Source organism: Dactylosporangium sp. NPDC005572 (assembly GCF_040605515.1).
GTDB lineage: Bacteria > Actinomycetota > Actinomycetes > Mycobacteriales > Micromonosporaceae > Dactylosporangium.
The window spans coordinates 19303-39528 of sequence record NZ_JBEXCY010000106.1 but is presented as its reverse complement, the minus strand read 5'-3'; the positions used below and the strand labels follow the sequence as shown (position 1 = coordinate 39528).

Here is a 20226-nt window from a genome sequence, read left to right as displayed (position 1 = left end):
CTGGACGTCACCCGGACGGGGTCGGGGGGGCGGGGCCCCGGGGCCCCCGCCCGCCGCGACCGTTCCCGGCCGCATGAGGCCGGCAGGACCACGCTTTCCGCTACCACAATCCACCGCAGCCGCGCCCGCGCCGCCCGCACCCCGCCGCGCCGCCCGCACCCCGCCGCCCGCACCCCGCCGCCCGCACCCCGCCACCCGCACACGCCTGCTGCGCCCACTCGGTCCACCCGCGCCGCCGCGCCCTTCCTGGCCGCGTTCTTGGAGTTGTGATCCCTGACTTGTCGGAAGTAGCACCATAAAGCCGGGACCACAGCTCCAAGATCGGCGCGGTGCCGGGGCGCGGCACCGTTGCGGGGATCGGTGCGGTGCTGGGGAGCGGTGGCACCCCGACGCGTACGCACCCGCCGTCCGCACCGCCGCCGCCTACTCCGAACCCACTCTGTCCACCCGCGCCCTCGCCGCACACTTCGTGGCCGCGATCTTGGACTTGTGGTCCCCGACTTGTCGGAAATAGCGCCATAAAGACGGACCACAACTCCAAGAGCGGCACGGTGGCGGGGCGCGGCGCGGTGGTGCGCAGCGGTGGGTGTGGTGGGTGCCGTTCGCCGGTGGAGAAAAGCGGTGGCCGAGTGAGTGCTCGCTCATTAGGCTGTGCCCGTGATGCAGACCCATCGCCGGCGGCGGGTGCCGGCGCTCGCGCCCGACGATCGGCGGGCCGCGCTCGTGGCGGCCACCCTGCCGCTGCTGCGGGCACACGGTGCCGCGGTCACGACCCGGCAGATCGCGGAGGCCGCCGGGGTGGCCGAGGGCACCATCTTCGGGGTCTTTCCCGACAAGGCCTCACTCATCGTCGCCGCGCTGGCCGCCGCGTTCGACGAGAACCCGATGATCCGGGCGCTGTCCGCGATCGATCCCGAGGCGCCGCTGCGGGAGCGGCTCGCCGACGCGGTCGCGATCATGATGCGGCGGTTCGAGGCCAACGGCAGCCTCCTGATGGTGGCCCGGACCCTGCCGCCGGACACCGCGCAGCCGCTCATGGAGCACCTGATGGAGAGCCGCAAGCGGCTCTCCGACGCGCTCGCCGCCGTCATCGAGCCGGACCGGGCACTGCTGCGGCGCAGCCCGCGGACCGTCGCCCGGCTGCTGTTCGTGGTCATCATGACCACCGCCCACCTGGAAGCCACCGAGCCCGAGAACCTCACGCCCGACGACATCGTCGGCGTGCTGCTCGACGGGCTGCTCATTCGAACGGCTGGAGACGCCTGACGATGCTGCTACGACTGCTCAAAGCTCATCTCCGGCCCTACCGCGGGCCGATCACCCTGGTCGTGGTGCTGCAGCTCGTGCAGACCCTGGCCACGCTGTACCTGCCCACCCTCAACGCCGACATCATCGACAACGGCGTCGTGAAGGGCGACACGGGGTACATCTTCCGCATCGGCGGATGGATGCTCGGCGTGACGGCCGTGCAGATCGTCTGCTCGGCCGCGGCCGTGTACTTCGGCGCGCGCACCGCGATGGCGCTGGGCCGCGACGTGCGGGCCGCGATCTTCGCCAAGGTGCAGGCGCTGTCGGCCCGCGAGGTCGGGCAGTTCGGCGCGCCGTCGCTCATCACCCGCACCACGAACGACATCCAGCAGGTCCAGATGCTGGTGCTGATGACGTTCACGCTCATGGTGTCGGCGCCGATCATGTGCTTCGGCGGCGTCATCCTCGCCCTGCACCAGGACGTGCCGCTGTCGACGTTGCTGCTGGTCGTGGCCCCGATCCTGATCGGCGTGATCGCGGTCATCGTGGTGCGGATGCGGCCGCTGTTCCGCACCATGCAGGTGCGCATCGACCTGGTCAACCGGGTCGTCCGGGAGCAGATCAGCGGCATCCGGGTGATCCGGGCGTTCGTCCGCGACGAGCACGAGCGGGTCCGGTTCGAGCGCACCAACGGCGACCTGCGCGACGTGTCGCTGGCCGTGGGCCGGCTGATGTCGCTGATGTTCCCGACGGTGATGCTCATCGTCAACGCCTCCAGCATCCTGGTCCTCTGGTTCGGCGCTGGCCGCATCGACAGCGGGGACATGCAGGTCGGGGCGCTGACGGCGTTCCTGAGCTACCTCATGCAGATCCTCATGGCGGTGATGATGGCGACATTCATGTTCGTCATGATCCCGCGGGCCGAGGTGTGCGCCGAGCGCATCGAGGAGGTGCTCGGCACCGAGTCGAGCGTCGCCCCGCCGAAACAACCGGTCACCGAGCTCACGACACACGGTGAGCTGGAGCTGCGCGACGTCACGTTCGCGTACCCGGGCGCCGAGGTCCCGGTGCTGTCCGGCGTCGACCTGGTGGCGCACCCCGGCCAGACGACGGCGATCATCGGCAGCACCGGCGCCGGCAAGACGACGCTGCTCAACCTGGTGCCCCGGCTGTTCGACGCGACCGGCGGGACGGTGCTCGTCGACGGCGTCGACGTGCGCCGGATCGACGAGCCGCTGCTGGCCCGGACGGTGAGCATGGTGCCGCAGAAGCCGTACCTGTTCACCGGCACGGTGGCGTCGAACCTCCGGTACGGGCGGCCGGACGCGACCGACGCCGAGCTGTGGCGGGCCCTGGAGGTGGCCCAGGCGGCCGGCTTCGTGCGGGCCATGCCCGGCGAGCTGGAGGCGCCGATCGCGCAGGGCGGCACGAACGTCTCCGGCGGTCAGCGGCAGCGGCTGGCGATCGCCCGCACGCTCGTCGCCGGGCCGGAGATCTACCTCTTCGACGACTCGTTCTCGGCGCTGGACTACGCCACCGACGCGGCCCTGCGGGAGGCCCTGCGCGCGGAGATTGCCGACGCGACGGTCGTCATCGTCGCGCAGCGGGTCAGCACGATCCGCGACGCCGACCGGATCGTGGTCCTCGACGAGGGCCGGGTCGTCGGCACCGGCACCCACCACGAACTCATGGACGACAACGCCACCTACCGCGAGATCGTCCTTTCCCAGCTCACGGAGCAGGAGGCGGCGGCATGACGGCACCGAACCGGCCGGCGGGCGGCGGCGGTCCCGGGTTCGGCCCGGGCCGGGCGATGATGGGCGGCGGCCCGCCGGTCAAGCTGGAGGACTTCAAGGGCTCGGCGAAGCGGCTGCTGGGCATGCTGGCCCCGGACCGGTTCATGGTGGTGCTGGTCGGGCTGTTCGGCGTGGTGAGCGTCGGGCTGTCGGTGACCGGGCCGTGGCTGCTCGGCAAGGCGACCGACGTCATCTTCGCCGGCATCCTCGGGGAGCGGATCCCCGCCGGTACCACGAAGGAGGAGGCGGTCGCGAAGCTGCGCGCGGAGGGCAACGACACGTTCGCCGACCTGCTCCAGGCGGTCAAGGACGTGGTGCCCGGCCGGGGCATCGACTTCGACCACCTCAAGCGGGTGCTGTTCATGGTGGCGCTGGTCTACCTCGGCGCCTGGATCTTCGGCCTGCTCCAGGCGCGGCTGACCACCGTCATCGTGCAGCGGACGGTGTACCGCCTGCGCGAGCAGGTGTCGGCGAAGCTGTCCCGGCTGCCGCTGTCGTACTTCGACCGCCAGCCGCGCGGGGAGGTGCTGAGCCGGGCGACGAACGACACCGACAACATCGCGATGACGCTGCAGCAGTCGCTGAGCATGCTCATGACGTCGCTGCTCACGATCGTCGGCGTGCTCGTGGTGATGTTCTGGATCTCCCCGCTGCTGGCGGTGATCGCCCTGGTCACCGTGCCCGTGTCGGCGTTCATCGCGGCCCGCATCGGCAAGCGCTCGCAGCCGCAGTTCGTGCGGCAGTGGTCGAGCACCGGCAAGCTCAACGGCCACATCGAGGAGATGTTCACCGGCCACTCGGTCGTGAAGATCTTCGGCCGGCAGGACGAGTCGGCGAAGGCGTTCGCCGAGCACAACGACTCGCTCTACACGGCGTCGTTCAAGGCGCAGTTCATCTCCGGCCTCATCCAGCCGGCGATGATGTTCATCGGCAACCTCAACTACGTGCTGGTCGCGGTAGTCGGCGCGCTGCGGGTCGCCTCCGGCACGATGTCGCTGGGCGACGTGCAGGCCTTCATCCAGTACTCCAGGCAGTTCTCCCAGCCGCTCACCCAGGTGGCCAGCATGGCCAACCTGGTCCAGTCGGGCGTCGCGTCGGCCGAGCGGGTGTTCCAGCTGCTCGACGCCGACGAGCAGAGCCCCGACCCGGTGTCGCCGGCCCGGCCGGAGCGGGTGCTGGGCAAGGTGACCTTCGAGCACGTCTCGTTCCGGTACAAGAGCGATGAACCCCTCATCGAGGACCTCTCGCTGACCGTCGAGCCGGGCCAGACCGTCGCCATCGTCGGGCCCACCGGTGCGGGCAAGACGACGCTGGTGAACCTCATCATGCGGTTCTACGACCTGTCCGGCGGGCGGATCCTGCTCGACGACGTCGACATCGCCACGATGTCCCGCGACGAGCTGCGCGAACAGATCGGGATGGTGCTCCAGGACACCTGGCTGTTCCAGGGCACCATCGCGGAGAACCTGGCGTACGGCGCCGACCACCCGACGATGGAGAAGATCGTCGCGGCGGCCGAGGCGGCGCACGCGGACCGGTTCGTGCGCACCCTCCCCGAGGGCTACGAGACGGTGCTCGACGAGGAGGGCTCGGGGGTGAGCGCGGGCGAGAAGCAGCTCATCACCATCGCCCGGGCGTTCCTGGCCGAGCCGACGATCCTCATCCTCGACGAGGCGACGAGCTCGGTCGACACCCGGACCGAGGTGCTCATCCAGCGCGCGATGAGCACGCTGCGGGCGGGCCGCACGAGCTTCGTCATCGCCCACCGGCTCTCCACGATCCGCGACGCCGACCTCATCCTGGTGATGGAGCACGGCAGCATCGTCGAGCAGGGCACGCACGACTCGCTGCTCGCGTCGGACGGCGCATACGCCCGGCTCTATTCCGCTCAATTCGCCGCAGCTGCGGTCGAAGTGGAGTAAGTGGAGTAAAACCGGTGTCAGCACGGCGCGCGGGGGTATGTCGCGCGCCGTGCTGACCAATCTCGCCCACCTGGACGCGATGCGGGTGCGCCTCACCCCGCCGCCCCAGCCCGGGCATACGACGTTCCGCCTCGCGGAGGAGCCCTCCGTAGAGGTGGTCTGGACCTACGCCGAACGCCTGCCGGACGGTGCGTACCTGCCCTGCGGCGGCGGCCCGCTCGTCGGGCCGGACCGCTACGCGCAGGGCGCCTTCAACGCCGACGACATCGCCCGCGCCGCGGTGGTGTACCTGCGGCACTGGCAGGCGACCGGCGCCGGCACGTCCCGCTCGGCGGCCCGGCAGCTGCTGCGCGGCCTGTGCTTCCTGCAGACGGTCACCGACTCGCTCGACGACGCCCGCACCGGCAACGTCGTGCTCTGGCAGCAGCCGGACGGGACGCTCAACCCGAGCGCCGACCCGCCCGAGCCGCCCGACCCGTCCGACAGCGCCGAGTCGGCCTGGCTGGCCCGCACGATCTGGGCGCTCGGCGAGGGCTACGCGGCGTTTCGCGACGACACGCCGGACTTAGCGCGGTTCCTCCAGACCCGGCTCCGGCTCGCGATCGCGGCGCTGCGCCGCCAGGTACTGCCGCGGTACGGGCAGTGGCGGGTGGTCGACGAACACGCGACCCCGGCGTGGCTCATCGCCGACGGCGCCGACCTCACCGGCGAGGCGCTGCTGGGGCTGTCCGCGTACGTGCGGGCGAGCCAGGACGACGACGCCCGCAAGATCCTGGAGCAGCTGGCCGAGGGCGTGACCGCGATGCGCACCGGCACGCCGTGGACGTGGCCGTTCGGGGCGGTCCTGCCGTACGGGCTGTCGCGCACCGCGTGGCACGGCTGGGCCGGGCTGGCGCCCGCCGGGCTGGCCCGCGTCTACGAGGTCGCCGGGGATCTGGCGGCGCGGGACGCGGCCCTGGCCGACGCGGCGTCGTTCACCCCGCACCTGCTGGTGGCGGGCGGCCCGGACAACCTGCGCATCGCCCCGCCCGGGGCGACCGAGTCGCTGACCATCGACGGGGTGCAGCTCGCGTACGGCGCCCAGTCCCGGGTGGAGTGCCTCCTGGCCACGGCCCGCGCCACCGGCCGGTCGTCGCTGTCGACGCTGGCCGGGATCGCCGGCTCGTGGTTCTTCGGCAACAACCCGGCGGGCGCGCCGATGTACGACCCGGCGACCGGCCGCACGTACGACGGCGTGGACATCCCGGACGACCCGCCGCCGGGGGCGCTGCACCGCGGCGTCATCCACCGCGACGCGGGCGCCGAGTCGACCATCCACGGGCTGCTCGCGATGCTGGCCCTGGACGGCGACCCGCACGCCGCGGCGATCGCGCGGATCGCGACCGGCGAGCCGGAGGCCTGCCGGGAGACCGCCGCGGCGGGCGGCGACCTGCGCTGCCTGGCCCTGGCCGACCCGCTGACCGGCGCCCGGCTGACGCTGCTGCGCAGCATGGCCACGAGCACGCGGGCCAGTGACGTGCTCATGCCGGGCGACGTCCCGGCCACGGTGAGCGTCAACGACCCGTCGGGCGAGGAGCTGGAGCACTACACGACCACGGCGGGCCGCATCCGCGCCCTGGTCCCGGCGGGCGGCTACACGATCGTCCACACCGCGCCCCAGATCTAGCCCTTCCGTGGGTGGGCGGCGAAGAACTCCCAGAACGTCGCCGTGGCGCCGGGCAGCCACTCGTGGCCCGCGCCGTCGAAGAGGACGAGGTCGACGGCGCGGCCCTGCGGGCACTGCGCCGTGCTGCGGGTCTGCGCGCCGACCGTCGTGGTGACGGGCGGGGCGCAGCCGCCGGCGGTGCGCCACAGCTCGACGACGTCGGCGACCGGCGGGCCGTCGATGTCCGCGAACCCGTCGCCGGGCGCGCCGTCGGGCCGGACCATGGTGTCGGCGGTGCCGTGCAGGTGCAGCACCGACACCGGCGCCGGGTCCGGGCAGCCGCCGAGCAGCGTGGCGGCGTCCGGGCCGATCGCGGCGAAGACGTCGGTGTCGCAGGCGAGGCGGTACGCCATCAGGCCACCGTTGGAGATGCCGGTCGCGTAGATCCGGTCCGGGTCGACCGGCCGCGCGGCCCGCACCGCCGCGACGACCCCGAGCACGTACGCCACGTCGTCGACGCCCTCCCGGCCCGGCCGGCCGCAGCACCCGCCGCCGGCGTTCCAGGCCCGGCCCTGGCCGTCGGGGTACACGACGGCGAAGCCCTCCCGGTCGGCGAGCGCGTCCCAGCCGTAGGCCCGCTCGGCCTGGCGGGCGCTGCCGAAGCCCCCGTGCAGCACGACGACCAGCGGCACCGCCTCGCCGGCCGGCAGCGACGCCGGGAGGTACAGCCGGTAGGTCCGGTCGGCCCGCCCGCACCCGGTGAGCAGGAGGGCAACGAGGACCAGGCACGCGATCGTCCGCACGGACCCACGGTGCGCCGCCCGCACCACGACCGGGTCAGCGCCGTGTTCGGGTCCGGTAAGTCACTGCGCGTCGCGCAGGTCGATGCTGATCTCCTGCAGGTCCTCGACGCGGTACGAGCGGGTGGCCGGCGTCGACCGCCAGGGCGGCAACGAGCTGCCGGCGTTGACGCCGACGTCGGCGCAGCGCTGCCGGTACAGTGCCGGGTCCGCGTTGATCTGTGCGGTGAACTGGACCCAGTACCGTGGAACGAGGTCCAGCTCCTGGGCGCGCAGGCCGAACCGGTGGCCGATCGCCTTGATCTCCGGCGCTGCACCCTCGGTCCAGCCGGGCAGGTTGCCGCGGACGGTCGGCGAGATGACGACGAGGTCGGTGTGCAGCTTCCAGTCGACCTTGACCTCGGCCTCGAGCACCCGCTCGCCGCCGCTCACGAGGTACACGCCGACGGCGTCCAGCCAGTGGTTGTCGATGCCCTTCAGGATGTTGTCGTGCTTGTACGACGGCAGGCCCGAGTACATCAGGAACATGGCGAACTGGTCGTGGACCGCCTCGGTCCTCGTCCGCGTCTCGGAGTAGGTGTAGGTGAATGAGTTCGCCACGGCATCCTCCGGCGGTCACTGTTCGAGGTACGGGCGGTGCACGGCGTCGCCGTTGCGCACCATGTCGGCGGCGAGCTTCAGCAGGTCGATGCTGTCGGCGGAAGCGGCGGCCATGATGTACGTGGCGTAGCGGGCCGGGTTGCGCACGACCTCCTCGTAGTTGCTGATCTGGCGCAGCACGGTGCTCGCCATCATGCCCAGCGCCTCGACCTTCAGCTGGGAGAAGAACGAGACGGGCAGCCGGTAGTAGTGCTCGCACAGCTCCTTGACGGTCTGCTCGGTGGCGATGCCGGCGAACATCGTCAGCAGGACCGCGTGCTTCTCCTCGATCGTGGGCAGCCAGGCGATCGCCTTCATCCGGCCCGGGCGGCGCAGCGGCGCGTAGAGCTTGGTGAAGTCGTTGCCCGTGACGATCACCGGCACGCGCCGGACGGGGCCGACCCGCGGGATGTGGGCCGGGCTGTCGGCCAGGTGCATGAGCTGCGCGAGCAGCTGCTGGTGGTTGACGGTCCCGGTGTGCTTCTCCCACTCGCCCACCGTGGTGTCGATGTCGTTGATCACCATCACGGTCGGGGTGCCGCGCTCGATGTCGCGGGCTGCGACGACGTAGTGCTCCAGCAGCATCTTGCCGGGCTGGCCGGCCCGGTCGCTCTCCAGGTCGGCCGCGTTGATCGTGGTCGAGTGCACGCGCAGGGCCGCGAGCGCGGCGCGCAGCTGGAACGTCTTGCCCTCCCCGGGCGGCCCGAAGATGCCGAGGATGAGCGGGTGATCGGCGATGTCGGTGAAGCTCAGCGTGAGGTGACGGGAGATCTCGGACAGGAACCGCTGCGGGACCGACGGAGGCTGGCTCACCGGCCGCCACCCCCGGCCTGCTGCCGCAGGCGCATGATGTCGCGGTCGATGTCGTCGAAGATCGACGGCGTCTGGTCCGCCGGGGCCTCCGCCTGGGCCGGCACCGGATGCCGGTGCGCCTCCTGGCGGGTCACGGCGTCGACCTCGGCGTCGAGGTACATGAGCGCCTGCCCGAGGTTCTGCACCTGCCCGGCGGGTTCGAACACCATCGCCGCCTGGGTCATCCTGAGCCCCTCCACCCGCTGCACCACCCGCTCGAACAGGATGAGCACCTCCCGTACCTCGAGCGCGGTGCGCTGCTGCTCGAGGCGCAGCCGCTCGATCTCGGCCACGATGGCGTCCGTCGGCACCTGGCGGGACTGGCTCTCCATCAACCGTGTCGCGACCGCCGCCGCGAGCCCTTGCAGCACCGGACCGAGGTACTCGATCAACTGCACTCCTCCGTGGCCGTTGTCGATCTGCGTCGCACCGTAACAACGGCCCCACCGGAGTGTGATGGCCGCACGGGTGATGTCGGTGTGCGTTCGATCAAGCCGGTCCGGCCGTTCGGCGGGGCGGCCCGGCTGCGGGTCACCGTCGGCCCGGGCGGCCGGTTCGGCGGTTGAGCAGCCGGAACAGTGACAGCCACTGCTCCGGCCACACCAGCCCCACGGGTGTCGCGGGGGCCAGCCGCAGCGCCCGGAACGCGCCCGCGACCCGGGCGGTCTCGAAGCGCCGGGTCAGCGACGCGTGCAGCGAGCCGCCGACCCCGGAGAAGCCGAGGTCGACGAACCGCTGGTAGGCGCCCCACGCGGGCGGCTCGACCAGCGGCACCGGCCGGCGGACGATGCGCAGCAGGCCGCCGTCGACGCCGGGCACCGGGCGGAACGCCGAGCGCGGGATCCGGCCGGCGAGGATCCACTCGTACCGCGGCCAGGTCGCGATCGTCAGCCGGCTCCACCGCCCGTAGTCGCCGGTCCGTTTGCGGGCGTACTCGAGCTGGGTGAGCAGCGTCGCCGCGGTGAGCCGCTCGGCCGTCAGGCACCAGTCGACGACGGCCGACGTGAGCGCGTAGGGGATGTTGCCGACGACCGCGAACGGCACCGCCGGCGGCTCGGCGGCCAGGAAGTCGGCGGCCAGCACGGTCAGGCCGGGCCGGGCCGGCCGGGCCTCGAGCGCCGCCGCCATCGCCGGGTCGACCTCGTAGGCGATGACGCGGCGCACGTGGCGCAGCAACTCCGCGGTGAGGCTGCCGCGCCCCGCGCCGACCTCGACGACGAGGTCGACGGCGGCCAGCTCGGCGGCGGCCGCGACCTGCCGGACGGCCGCGGTGGTGGTGAGGAGGTTCTGCCCGTAGACGCGACGGGCGCGCGTGTGCTCGGTTCGTGGCGCCATGACCTGGGTCCTGTCTGCCGCCGCGGAGGCGGCGAAGCACGGACAGGCGGCATCGCGGCCCGTCCGTTCCGTCAAAAGGACTCGGAAGGCCCTGGCGCTGGGATGCTCTTTAGTCGGCCAGGGCGCGACGCCGGGTGCGGATGCGCACCGCCGGCGTCCAGGCCGCCGCGAGGAGCGCGTGCGTCGTGGTCATCCGGGCACGATAACCACGCCGGGAACGGCCCGCACGCGAATTACCGCCGCGAGAGCGGGCAGAGACCCGCCATGACCCTGCAGCACCAGCGCGTCGCCGTGCTCGGCGGCACCTCCGGGATCGGGCTGGCGACCGCGGTCGCGGCCGGCGAGGCCGGGGCCGACGTGGTCGTCGTCGGCCGCCGCCCGCAGAGCGTCGAGCGGGCGCTCGTGGTCCTCCCGACGACCGCCGCGGGCCGGGCCGCCGACCTGACCGACCCGGAGACGGTCGCGAAACTGTTCGCGGACCTCGGTGAGCTGGATCACGTCGTGTACACGGCCGGGGAGCCGCTCGTCCTGACGCCGCTGGACGACCTCGACATCGAGACCGCGCGGCAGCAGTTCATGCTGCGGTACTTCGGAGCCCTCGCGACGGCGCACTCGGCCCGCCCGCACCTGCGCGACGGCGGATCGATCACGCTCACCACCGGTACCGCCGGGGAACGGCCCGACGCCGGCTGGTCGGTCGCCGCGAGCGTGTGCGGCGCGATCGACGCCCTGACCCGGGCCCTCGCGGTGGAGCTGGCCCCGCGGATCCGGGTCAACGCCGTGTCGCCGGGCGTGACCCGCTCCCCGCTGTGGTCGGCGCTGCCCGAGCCGCAGCGGGAGGCGCTCTACGAGCAGCAGGCCGCGTCGGCGCCGCTCGGCCGCGTCGGCGAGGTCGACGACGTCGCGCGGGCCTACGTGTACAGCATGACCCAGGACTTCGCGACCGGCTCGATCCTGCGGGTCGACGGCGGTGCCGTCCTGGCCTGAACAGCGCGCAGGGCTTCACAGGCGGGTCCCAGGTTCCCGGCAACCGGCGCCCAGGGTCGTCGCCGAGAGTGACGACCATGACGACGACGCTGACCCGGCCCGCGCACGCCCTGCAGAGCCCGGCGCATGTGGCCCGCCGCCCGCGCTGGGAACACTGGGGGCTCGGCGGGCTGCTGCTCGGCACGGCGCTGCTGTACCTCTGGGGGCTGTCGGCCAGCGGCTACGCGAACAGCTTCTACGCCGCCGCGGCCCAGGCCGGCACGCAGAGCTGGAAGGCCCTGCTGTTCGGCTCCCTCGACCCGGGCAACGTCATCACCGTCGACAAGCCGCCCGCGTCGCTGTGGGTGATGGGGCTGTCGGGGCGGATCTTCGGCTTCAACAGCTGGAGCCTGCTCGCCCCGCAGGCCGTCGAGGGTGTGCTCGCCGTCTGGCTGCTGTTCGCGACGGTCCGCCGGCACTTCGGCGCCGCGGCCGGGCTGGCCGCCGGCGCGGCGCTGGCCCTGACCCCGGTCGCGGTGCTCATGTTCCGGTTCGACAACCCGGACGCGCTGCTGACCCTGCTGCTCGTCGCCGGCGCCTACTGCACGACCCGCGCCGTCGAGCGGGCCGACCCGGTCTGGCTGAGCCTGGCCGCGACGGCGCTCGGCTTCGCGTTCCTGACCAAGATGCTGCAGGGGCTGCTCGTGCTGCCGGGGTTCGCGCTGGCGTACCTCGTGGCCGCGCCGGCCGGCCTCGCCCGCCGGTTGCTGCACCTGCTGACCGCCGGGGCCGCGCTCGTGGTGAGCGCCGGCTGGTTCGTGGCGCTCGTCGCGCTGTGGCCCGCCGGGTCCCGCCCGTACATCGGCGGCTCCGCGAACGACAGCCTGCTGGAGCTGGCGCTGGGGTACAACGGCCTGGGCCGCATCTTCGGCGGTGACGGCAACCGCGGCGGCGGGGGCGGCTTCAACGGCGGCGGCAACGTCGGGTTCGGCGGGGCGACCGGCATCACGCGGCTGTTCGGCGACAGCATGGGCGCCGAGATCTCCTGGCTGCTGCCGGCGGCGCTGATCGCGCTCGTGGCCGGCCTGTGGTTCACCCGCCGGGCGCCGCGCACCGACCGCGGCCGGGCCGCGCTGATCCTGTGGGGCGCATGGCTCCTCGTCACCGGCCTGACGTTCAGCTACATGTCGGGCACCACGCACCCGTACTACACCGTGGCCCTCGCCCCGGCCGTCGCCGCGCTGGTCGCGATCGGCGGGCGGGAGCTGTGGCGGGCCCGGGCCTTCCTCCCGGCCCGCCTGACCCTGGCCGCGATGGTGTTCGTCACGGCGGCGTGGGACTTCACGCTCCTGGCGGGCGCGCCGGACTGGCACCCGTGGCTGCGCTGGACGGTCCTCGCGGCGGGCGGCCTGGCCGCGCTGCTGATCGCGGCCGTCGAGGTCGCGGGCCGGCTCGCCGTGGTCGGCCTGGTCGCGGCCCTGCTGTCCGGTGTCGCGGGCACGGCGGCGTGGTCGCTGTCGACGGCGTCCCAGCCGCACTCGGGCTCGATCCCGACCTCGGGCCCGTCGTCGGCCGGCGGCTCCGGCCGCGGTTTCCCCGGTGGCGGCGGCATGGGCGGCATGGGCGGCGAGGACGGCGCCGACGCCGAGCTGGCCACGCTCCTGGCGGCGACCACAACGCGGTGGGCGGCCGCCATCTCGGGCGCCACCTCGGCGGCGTCCCTGGAACTGGCGACGGGCAGGTCGGTGATCGCGATCGGCGGCTGGGACGGCAGCGACCCCGCCCCGACCCTGGCCGAGTTCCAGCAGATGGTCGCCAGGGGCGAGATCGCCTACTACATCTCCGGCGGCCGCGGCGGCGGGGGCGACATCGCCACCTGGGTGTCCGCGAACTACACAGCGACCACGGTCGGCGCCAGCACGGTCTACGACCTGCGCCCGTGACGTGATTCCCGGCACGGGATGCCTATTCCCTACCTGGGTGGTGGGTACGATCGCCGCCATGCGTCCCGCGTCCCTCATTTTCGCGGCCGGACTGACCTCCGTCCTGGCCGCCGTGGCCGGCTGCGCGCCGGCCGACGACGAACCGGCGGCCACCGGCAGCTCGGCCGCCTCCGGCAGCTGCTCGCCCGCGCAGCTCAAGACCCTCGCGGCGGGCAAGCTCACGTTCGGCACCGACGACCCGGTGTACCCGCCGTGGTTCGACGACAACAAGCCCGACAGCGGCAAGGGGTTCGAGTCCGCCGTCGCCTACGCGGTGGCGGAGAAGCTCGGCTACACCAAGGACCAGGTGGTCTGGACCCGGGTCACGTTCAACAACGCGATCGCGCCGGGCAAGAAGACGTTCGACATCGACATCAACGAGTTCTCCATCACCGACGAGCGCAAGAACGCCGTGGACTTCTCCTCGCCGTACTATGACGTCACCCAGACCGTCATCGCGCTGAAGTCCTCCAAGATCGCCGGCGCGAAGACGCTCGCCGATCTCAAAGGGGCCAAGCTGGGCGCGCAGGTCGGCACCACGAGCTACCGGTCGATCACCGAGGTCGTGAAGCCCGACGCCCAACCGGCGGTGTACAACAACAACGACGACGCCAAGAAGGCGCTGCAGAACGGCCAGATCGACGGGCTCGTCGTCGATCTGCCCACGGCGTTCTACATCACCGGCGCCGAGATCACCGACGCGACCATCGTCGGGCAGCTGCCCCAGCCGTCCGGCACCCCGGAGCAGTTCGGCCTGGTGCTCGACAAGGGCTCGTCGCTGACCGGCTGCGTGAGCCAGGCCGTCGACGCGCTGCGCACCGACGGCACCCTGAAGAAGCTGGAGCAGCAGTGGCTCTCGGCGACCCAGGGCGCGCCGACCCTGTCGTGAAGTCGCAGTTACAGCTTGACCGTGAGGCGTACCGCCGCCGGCAGACCTATCTGTCGGTGGCGGTCGCCGCCGTGTCCACGTTCGCCGTGGGGATCCTGCTGTACTTCGTGATCACCGGCGCCCCGGGGTGGGACCGCGTCCGGGAGAGCTTCTTCGACGTCGGCTCGGCCCGGGAGGCGTTCCCGGCGGTCCTGCGCGGGCTGTGGCTCAACGTGCAGCTGCTGCTCGCCTGCGCCGCCGGCGCGGTGCTGCTGGGGCTCGGCATCGCGACGCTGCGCACGCTGCGCGCGCCGGTGTTCTTCCCGCTGCGGGCGTTCGCCAGCGGGTACACCTACACCTTCCGCGGCCTGCCGCTGGTCATCACCATCTACCTGTTCGCGTTCGGGGTGCCCGGGCTGCGGCTGTCCGGCACGCCGTCGGTGCTCGTCCTCGGCGGGACCGCGCTGGTGCTCACCTACGGCGCCTACATCGCCGAGGTGTTCCGGGCCGGGATCGAGTCGGTGCACCCGTCGCAGCGGGCCGCCGCCCGGTCGCTGGGGCTGACGTACCGGCAGACGATGCGCCACGTCGTGCTGCCCCAGGCGGTGCGCCGGGTCGCCCCGCCGCTGCTCAACGACCTCGTCGCGATGCAGAAGGACGTGGGCCTGATCTCGCTCGCCGGGCCGATCGACGCGATCCGCGCCGCCCAGATCGAGACGTCGATCTCCTACAACTACACCCCGTACGTCATCGCCGGTGTGCTGTTCGTGCTGCTGGCGATCCCCGTCATCGCCGTGACCGACTGGGTCACGCTCCGGGCGGCCCGCCGCCAGTCGGGAGACCTGGGCCTGTGAGCACCGTCCTGTCGATCACGGACCTGCACAAGGTGTTCGGCACCCGGCCCGTGCTGCGCGGGGTGTCGCTCGACGTGGCCGAGCACGAGGTGGTCGCGCTCATCGGCTCCAGCGGCTCGGGCAAGTCGACGCTGCTGCGCTGCGTCAACCTGCTCGAACCGGTCGACGACGGCACGATCCACCTCGACGGCGAGGACATCACCGACCCGCGGGCCGACCCGGACAAGGTCCGTCAGCGCATCGGGATCGTGTTCCAGGCGTTCAACCTGTTCCCGCACATGTCGGTCCTCGACAACGTGACCCTCGCCCCGCGCCGCGTCCACAGGCTGCCGGCGGCCGAGGCCCGCGACAAGGCGATGACCCTGCTGGCCCGGGTGGGCCTCGAGTCGCGGGCCGGGGACTACCCGGACCGGCTCTCCGGCGGCCAGCAGCAGCGGGTCGCGATCGTCCGCGCCCTGGTCAACGCCCCGCGGCTGCTGCTGCTCGACGAGGTGACCTCGGCCCTGGACCCGGAGCTGGTCGGCGAGGTGCTGTCGCTGGTCCGCGACCTCAAGGCCGACGGCATGACGATGCTCCTCGCCACGCACGAGATGGGCTTCGCCCGGCAGGTCGCCGACCGGATCGCGTTCCTCGACGGCGGGGTGCTCGTCGAGCAGGGCCCGCCGGCGCAGGTGCTCGGCGAGCCGCGGGAGCCCCGCACCCGGCAGTTCCTGCAGCGCATCATCGAGGCGGGGCGGCTCTGATCCAGTGACTCACCCGCAGCCGGGGGGTGTTGCCGGTGTCGTACGGCCCGCGCTCCGTCAGCAGCTGCGGCGACTGGCCCGGGCCGGGCACGACCTCCAGGTAGGTGCCCATCGTCGCGGTCGTGTAGTCGGTGAGGGTGTTGCGCCACAGCACCATCGCCGCCGCCGACTCGCCCGGCGCGAGCACGATCTCCGGCGCCGGCCCGTGGTACTGGTCGGGCAGCTGCGGGGCCCCTTCGGCGTTCACCGTGATCTCGAACGGCTTGCGCTCGGCGTCGAGGAGCCGCACTTTCGGTTCTCCTTGGATTCGGTACTGGCCGGCGCCGCAGTTCGTCAGCCGGATCCCGAGCGCGCGGAGACCCATAGCGGCGTCGAACCCGCCGACGGTGACCGACAGGCCGCCGACGCAGGTCGGCTGCGGCGTGCCCGGGAACACCGACGGTGACCGGGACGGGGCCGGGTGTGACTGTACCGGTGCGCGCGGCACCGGCTCCGACTCCGACTTCGCCGACGCGGAGCCGGCACCCGAGGCGATGACGCCGCTGCCGGGCTCCTCGTCGCCCTCGCGGCGGGTGCCGCACCCGGCGATCATCAGCATGGTCAGCGCGGCGATCGCGGCCGGCAGCAGCCGGCTTCTGATCCTCGTCCGGCCCGTCATCTCCGTGTGGTCTGTCATCCCCGTTGACCCCTCATCCCCCGTGCGAGCTGTCATCCCCGTCGAGCCCTCATCCCTGTCCGCCCCTCATCCCTGTCCGTTCCGCGTTTCCGGTCCGTTCCGCTATCCGCCTCGGCGCATCATTCGGCCGGCAGTTGTTCGGTGTGGCGGGGCATGAGCAGCAGCGCGACGACCGCGAACGCCCCGACGACGGCGAGCCCGATGAACACGTGGTGGGTCGCCGCGTACAGGCTGGCCCGCACGTAGTCGGCGACCGCCCCCGTCGCGTGCCCGGCCTTGAGCACCAGGCTCGTCGCGTCGCTGCCCCCGGCCAGCTCCGGCCGGATCTCGGGCGGCGCGGCGGCGAAGCGGCGCTCCAGCGTGGTGTTCGCGATCGCGCCGAACACGGCCGCCCCGACGGCGCTGCCGATCGACCGGCTGAACATGTTGGTGGCGGTGACCACGCCGCGACGCTCCCAGCCGACCACCGACTGCACCGCCACGAGCGACGGGCTGGAGGTGAACCCGAGGCCGAGCCCGATGACGAAGCAGGCGGCGGCGACCAGCCCGATCGAGGTGTGCCGGCCCAGCAGCGCGCACATGACGGTACCGATGACGATGACGACGGCCCCCACCAGCGCGGTGTTGCGGAAGCCGATGCGTAAGTAGATGTGCCCGGACAGGGTGGCCGCGATCGGCCAGCCGAACGTCATCGCCGCCACCACGAACCCGGCCACGACCGCGCTCGCGCCGAGCACCCCCTGGGCGAAGTTCGGCACGTACGAGCTCAGGCCGATGAGCAGCCCGCCGACGATGACGGCGGCGAGGTTGCCGCCGACCAGGGTCCGGTGGCGGAACACCCACAGCGGCAGCACCGGCTCGGCGGCCCGCCGCTCGACGACCACGAACGCGGCGATGAGCAGCACCCCGGCGGCGAACACGGCGATGCTCGGCGCCGACGCCCAGGCCCACGTCACCCCGCCCTCCAGGGTGCCGAGAATCAGCAGGCTGCACCCGCCGACGAGCAGGCCCGCGCCGAGGTAGTCGATGCGGTGGCGGCGCCGCTCGACCCGCTCCTTGAGGTGCCGGGCCAGCATCCAGGCGGCGGCGAGCCCGAGCGGGAGGTTGACGAAGAAGATCCAGCGCCAGGAGAGGTACTCCGAGAAGACGCCACCCAGGGTCGGCCCGACGACGGACGACACGCCCCACACCCCGGCGACGTAACCCTGCACCCGGGCCCGCTCCTCCACGGTGTACAGGTCGCCGATGATCGTCATGCTCATCGGCTGGATCGCGCCCGCGCCGATGCCCTGCACGGCCCGCGCGACGATGAGCGTCAGCATGCTCCAGGCCGCGCCGCACAGCACCGAGCCGGCGAGGAACACGGCGATGCCGAAGAACATCACCGGCCGCCGGCCGAGCATGTCGGCGAGCTTGCCGTACAGCGGCGTGGTCACGGCCGCGGTGAGCAGGTAGACCGAGAAGAGCCAGGGGAAGTGCGCGAAGCCGCCGAGGTCCCGCACGACCGACGGCACGGCGGTGGCGATGATCGTGCTGTCGAGCGCGACCAGGCTGGTGGTCAGCATCACCGAGGCCAGCACGGGCCCGCGCTCCGACCGCAGACCGACGCGCCGCTCCGCCGCGACAGGGGCTTGGGTCATGGTGACACCTTACGTCTGATCTTTTCCGCTCACTGATCTCCCAGCCGCTCTCCCGGTCGCACGACACCGTGCTCGTACGCGATGACCACGATCTGCACCCGGTCCCGCGCACCGAGTTTCGCCAGGAGCCGTCCGACGTGCGTCTTGACGGTCGCCTCCGACACGGCGAGCTCCTCGGCGATCTCCTGGTTGGTCCGCCCCCGGGCCACGGCGACGAACACCTCCCGCTCCCGCTCGGTGAGCCGGTCGAGCAGCGACGCATCGACCGGCGCACCCCCGGGCAGGTGCGGGGCGAACGTCTCGATGAGCCGCCGGGTGACACTGGGCGCGACGACGGCGTCACCGGCGGCGACGGCCCGGATCCCGCTGACGAGGTCGGCGGGCGGCACGTCCTTGAGCAGGAACCCGCTGGCCCCGGCCCGCAACGCCGCATACACATACTCGTCGAGGTCGAACGTCGTGAGCACCAGCACCCGCGCCGCCGACCCGGCCCCGACGATCCGCCGCGTGGCCTCGATCCCATCGGTGACGGGCATGCGCACGTCCATGAGCACCACGTCGGGCCGCAGCGCCGAGGCCATCGCCACGGCCTGCTCCCCGTCCCCGGCCTCCCCGACCACGTCGAGGTCGGCCTGCGTGGACAGCACCATGGAGAACCCGAGCCGCAGCAACGCCTGGTCGTCGACGAGCAACACCCTGATCCGCTCGCTCACGTGGCCCCTCCCCCGGCTGCCACGGGCCGTAACCTGGCCCACACCCGCCATCCGGGCCCGTCGGCCCGCGGCCCGGCCTCCAGCGTCCCGCCGTACGCGGCCGCACGCTCGGTCATCCCGACGATGCCGCGCCCGTCCGCGGAGGCGGCGGCAGGTCCCACCGGACGCCCGACGTCGAGGATCTCGATCTCGGCTTCGCCCGGACCGTAACGCAGCCGGACGTGGGCGCTGGCACCGGACCCGGCGTGCTTCATGGTGTTGGTCAACGCCTCCTGGACGATCCGGTACACCGCAAGCTCCGCCCCGGCCGGCCACTCCTGCGGCCCGCCGTCGACGGTCAACCGCACCTCGACACCGGCCGCCCGCACCCCGGCAAGGAGCGCGTCGAGGTCGCCGAGCCCCGGGTTCGGCCCGCGGACCGGCCCGCGTCCCGCTTCCGGCCTTGCGCCCGGCTCCGAGCCCGGCCAGCCACCAGCCCTCGCGCCCGGCTCAGGGACCCACCAGCCACCAGCCCTCGCTCCCCGTTCCGGGACAGGCCCGCCACCCGACCGCATCTCCGGCTCCCGGACCGGCGCGCCACCCGGCCGCGGCTCCCTCGCCGGCGCGGGTGGCGCGCTTTCTGGGTTCCCGGTGGCCGGCGGGTCGCGCAGGACGCCGAGGGCGCGGCGCATCTCGGACAGGGCCTGGCGGCCGGTCGCCGACACCTGGGCCATGGCGGCGGCGGCCCGGTCCGGGTGGGCGCCGGCGGTCAGGGCGGCCCCGTCGGCGAGCGCCACCATGACGGTCAGGTTGTGGGCGACGATGTCATGCATGTCCCGGGCGATTCGGGCCCGCTCGGCGGCGGCGGCAAGCTCGGCGCGCTGGTCGCGCTCGCGCTCGAGGCGGCGGGCCCGCTCGACGAGCTCGAGCAGGTACGCGCTGCGGATCCGCACCACCGTCCCGGCGAGCGCCGTCGCGGCGAGCACGGCGGTGACGAACCCGAACGTCGTCCACTGTGGACCGTTAATGACGAACGCCACCACCGCCGGCAGTTCGACGGTCGCCACCACGGCGACCAGGTGCCGCCGGGTCGCGTACCGCGCGACCGTGTACACGGCCACGGCGACCACCATCTCCGGGTACAACCCTTCGACCCGGACCCCGACGGCGAGCGCGCTGAGCACGGCCAGCGCGAACACCGTCCAGCACACCGCCACCGGCGCCGCCCGCCGCCAGACCAACGGCACGTGCACCACGAGGTAGCACACCACGGCCGCGACGGAGGCCCCACGCAACGCCACCGGCGCGTTGACGGCGGCGATGACCGCGGCCAGCACGGCATCCACCCAGAGCCGCCCGCGAAGCCCGCCCGCAGCCCGTACGACCAGCGCCAACCGCAGCCCCGCCGTGTCGCGCACGACGCGCGCCCACCCCAGCCCCGCGGTGTCGCGCACGGTCCGCACGGCGTCAGCTCGGAGCCGCCCGCGCAACCCATCCGCAGCCCGCACGACCCGCCCCACCTCCGTCCGACCGCTTCGCCCGCGATCCGCACGACGCCCCTCCCGAAG

General features: G+C 72.9%; 18 protein-coding genes. 9 read left to right on the top strand and 9 right to left on the bottom strand.

Annotated elements, in window-relative coordinates; translation table 11 throughout:
• The first annotated feature begins 660 nt into the window (after positions 1-660).
• From ABZS66_RS37025 to ABZS66_RS37010, 4 genes are read left to right on the top strand one after another with little or no spacing between them, the layout of a single operon-like run.
• Complete coding sequence (locus tag ABZS66_RS37025; RefSeq protein WP_354766081.1) at positions 661-1266, top strand: helix-turn-helix domain-containing protein; 606 nt, start codon at positions 661-663, stop codon at positions 1264-1266.
• A gap of 2 nt (positions 1267-1268) precedes the next feature.
• The gene (locus tag ABZS66_RS37020; RefSeq protein WP_354766079.1) at positions 1269-3005 is read left to right on the top strand and encodes an ABC transporter ATP-binding protein; all 1737 of its coding nucleotides are present in this window, start codon (positions 1269-1271) and stop codon (positions 3003-3005) included.
• Positions 3002-4966: an ABC transporter ATP-binding protein gene (locus tag ABZS66_RS37015; RefSeq protein ID WP_354766077.1), complete on the top strand. Its 1965-nt coding sequence runs from the start codon at positions 3002-3004 to the stop codon at positions 4964-4966. Before ABZS66_RS37020 ends, ABZS66_RS37015 begins: the two co-directional genes overlap by 4 nt.
• A gap of 49 nt (positions 4967-5015) precedes the next feature.
• Complete coding sequence (locus ABZS66_RS37010) at positions 5016-6632, top strand: hypothetical protein (RefSeq protein WP_354766075.1); 1617 nt, start codon at positions 5016-5018, stop codon at positions 6630-6632.
• On the opposite strand, the gene ABZS66_RS37005 is transcribed toward ABZS66_RS37010, so the two are convergent.
• The 5 genes from ABZS66_RS37005 to erm form a co-directional block, all read right to left on the bottom strand.
• Complete coding sequence (locus tag ABZS66_RS37005) at positions 6629-7414, bottom strand: PHB depolymerase family esterase (protein WP_354766073.1); 786 nt, start codon at positions 7412-7414, stop codon at positions 6629-6631. The two genes, ABZS66_RS37010 and ABZS66_RS37005, sit on opposite strands and share 4 nt — an antisense overlap.
• A 60-nt stretch (positions 7415-7474) precedes the next feature.
• On the bottom strand, positions 7475-8011 hold the full coding sequence (locus ABZS66_RS37000) for a hypothetical protein (RefSeq protein WP_354766071.1): 537 nt from the start codon (positions 8009-8011) through the stop codon (positions 7475-7477).
• A 15-nt stretch (positions 8012-8026) separates the two neighbouring features.
• Complete coding sequence (locus ABZS66_RS36995) at positions 8027-8863, bottom strand: AAA family ATPase (RefSeq protein ID WP_354766069.1); 837 nt, start codon at positions 8861-8863, stop codon at positions 8027-8029.
• On the bottom strand, positions 8860-9294 hold the full coding sequence (locus tag ABZS66_RS36990; protein WP_354766067.1) for a hypothetical protein: 435 nt from the start codon (positions 9292-9294) through the stop codon (positions 8860-8862). Before ABZS66_RS36990 ends, ABZS66_RS36995 begins: the two co-directional genes overlap by 4 nt.
• 139 nt (positions 9295-9433) lie before the next feature.
• Positions 9434-10237 (bottom strand): ErmE/ErmH/ErmO/ErmR family 23S rRNA (adenine(2058)-N(6))-methyltransferase, encoded by an 804-nt coding sequence (gene erm / locus ABZS66_RS36985; RefSeq protein WP_354766065.1) that lies wholly within the window; start codon positions 10235-10237, stop codon positions 9434-9436.
• Positions 10238-10501: 264 nt separating this feature from the next.
• On the opposite strand from erm, the gene ABZS66_RS36980 reads away from it, so the two are divergent.
• The 5 genes from ABZS66_RS36980 to ABZS66_RS36960 all read left to right on the top strand — a co-directional run bounded on the left by ABZS66_RS36980 (position 10502) and on the right by ABZS66_RS36960 (position 15650).
• Positions 10502-11224, top strand: a complete 723-nt coding sequence (locus tag ABZS66_RS36980; RefSeq protein WP_354766063.1) for an SDR family oxidoreductase — start codon at positions 10502-10504, stop codon at positions 11222-11224.
• 77 nt (positions 11225-11301) lie between these two features.
• Entirely contained in the window at positions 11302-13146 is a 1845-nt protein-coding gene (locus tag ABZS66_RS36975) for a glycosyltransferase family 39 protein (protein WP_354766061.1), read from the top strand.
• A 58-nt stretch (positions 13147-13204) separates the two neighbouring features.
• Entirely contained in the window at positions 13205-14074 is an 870-nt protein-coding gene (locus ABZS66_RS36970) for an ABC transporter substrate-binding protein (RefSeq protein WP_354766059.1), read from the top strand.
• Positions 14071-14907: an amino acid ABC transporter permease gene (locus tag ABZS66_RS36965; RefSeq protein WP_354766057.1), complete on the top strand. Its 837-nt coding sequence runs from the start codon at positions 14071-14073 to the stop codon at positions 14905-14907. The genes ABZS66_RS36970 and ABZS66_RS36965 overlap by 4 nt, the downstream gene beginning before the upstream one ends.
• Positions 14904-15650 (top strand): amino acid ABC transporter ATP-binding protein, encoded by a 747-nt coding sequence (locus ABZS66_RS36960; protein WP_354766055.1) that lies wholly within the window; start codon positions 14904-14906, stop codon positions 15648-15650. Before ABZS66_RS36965 ends, ABZS66_RS36960 begins: the two co-directional genes overlap by 4 nt.
• Here the strand turns inward: ABZS66_RS36960 and ABZS66_RS36955 are convergent.
• From ABZS66_RS36955 to ABZS66_RS36940, 4 genes are all read right to left on the bottom strand, one after another.
• A complete protein-coding gene (locus tag ABZS66_RS36955; protein ID WP_354766053.1) occupies positions 15628-16326 on the bottom strand; it encodes a DUF4232 domain-containing protein in 699 nt (232 codons plus the stop codon). The genes ABZS66_RS36960 and ABZS66_RS36955 overlap by 23 nt on opposite strands.
• 119 nt (positions 16327-16445) lie before the next feature.
• Positions 16446-17966: an MDR family MFS transporter gene (locus ABZS66_RS36950; RefSeq protein WP_354766051.1), complete on the bottom strand. Its 1521-nt coding sequence runs from the start codon at positions 17964-17966 to the stop codon at positions 16446-16448.
• Between the two features lie 29 nt (positions 17967-17995).
• Positions 17996-18679, bottom strand: coding sequence for a response regulator transcription factor (locus ABZS66_RS36945; RefSeq protein ID WP_354766049.1), 684 nt, complete (start codon positions 18677-18679; stop codon positions 17996-17998).
• The gene (locus ABZS66_RS36940; RefSeq protein WP_354766047.1) at positions 18676-20121 is read right to left on the bottom strand and encodes a histidine kinase; all 1446 of its coding nucleotides are present in this window, start codon (positions 20119-20121) and stop codon (positions 18676-18678) included. The genes ABZS66_RS36945 and ABZS66_RS36940 overlap by 4 nt, the downstream gene beginning before the upstream one ends.
• Positions 20122-20226 lie beyond the last annotated feature (105 nt).

Coding starts and splice junctions, on each gene's coding strand:
- ABZS66_RS36975 (WP_354766061.1), top strand. CDS start 11,302: ATGACGACGACGCTGACCCGGCCCGCGCACGCCCTGCAGAGCCCGGCG.
- ABZS66_RS37015 (WP_354766077.1), top strand. CDS start 3,002: ATGACGGCACCGAACCGGCCGGCGGGCGGCGGCGGTCCCGGGTTCGGC.
- ABZS66_RS37025 (WP_354766081.1), top strand. CDS start 661: ATGCAGACCCATCGCCGGCGGCGGGTGCCGGCGCTCGCGCCCGACGAT.
- ABZS66_RS37020 (WP_354766079.1), top strand. CDS start 1,269: ATGCTGCTACGACTGCTCAAAGCTCATCTCCGGCCCTACCGCGGGCCG.
- erm (WP_354766065.1), bottom strand. CDS start 10,237: ATGGCGCCACGAACCGAGCACACGCGCGCCCGTCGCGTCTACGGGCAG.
- ABZS66_RS36955 (WP_354766053.1), bottom strand. CDS start 16,326: ATGACAGACCACACGGAGATGACGGGCCGGACGAGGATCAGAAGCCGG.
- ABZS66_RS36970 (WP_354766059.1), top strand. CDS start 13,205: ATGCGTCCCGCGTCCCTCATTTTCGCGGCCGGACTGACCTCCGTCCTG.
- ABZS66_RS36980 (WP_354766063.1), top strand. CDS start 10,502: ATGACCCTGCAGCACCAGCGCGTCGCCGTGCTCGGCGGCACCTCCGGG.
- ABZS66_RS36950 (WP_354766051.1), bottom strand. CDS start 17,966: ATGACCCAAGCCCCTGTCGCGGCGGAGCGGCGCGTCGGTCTGCGGTCG.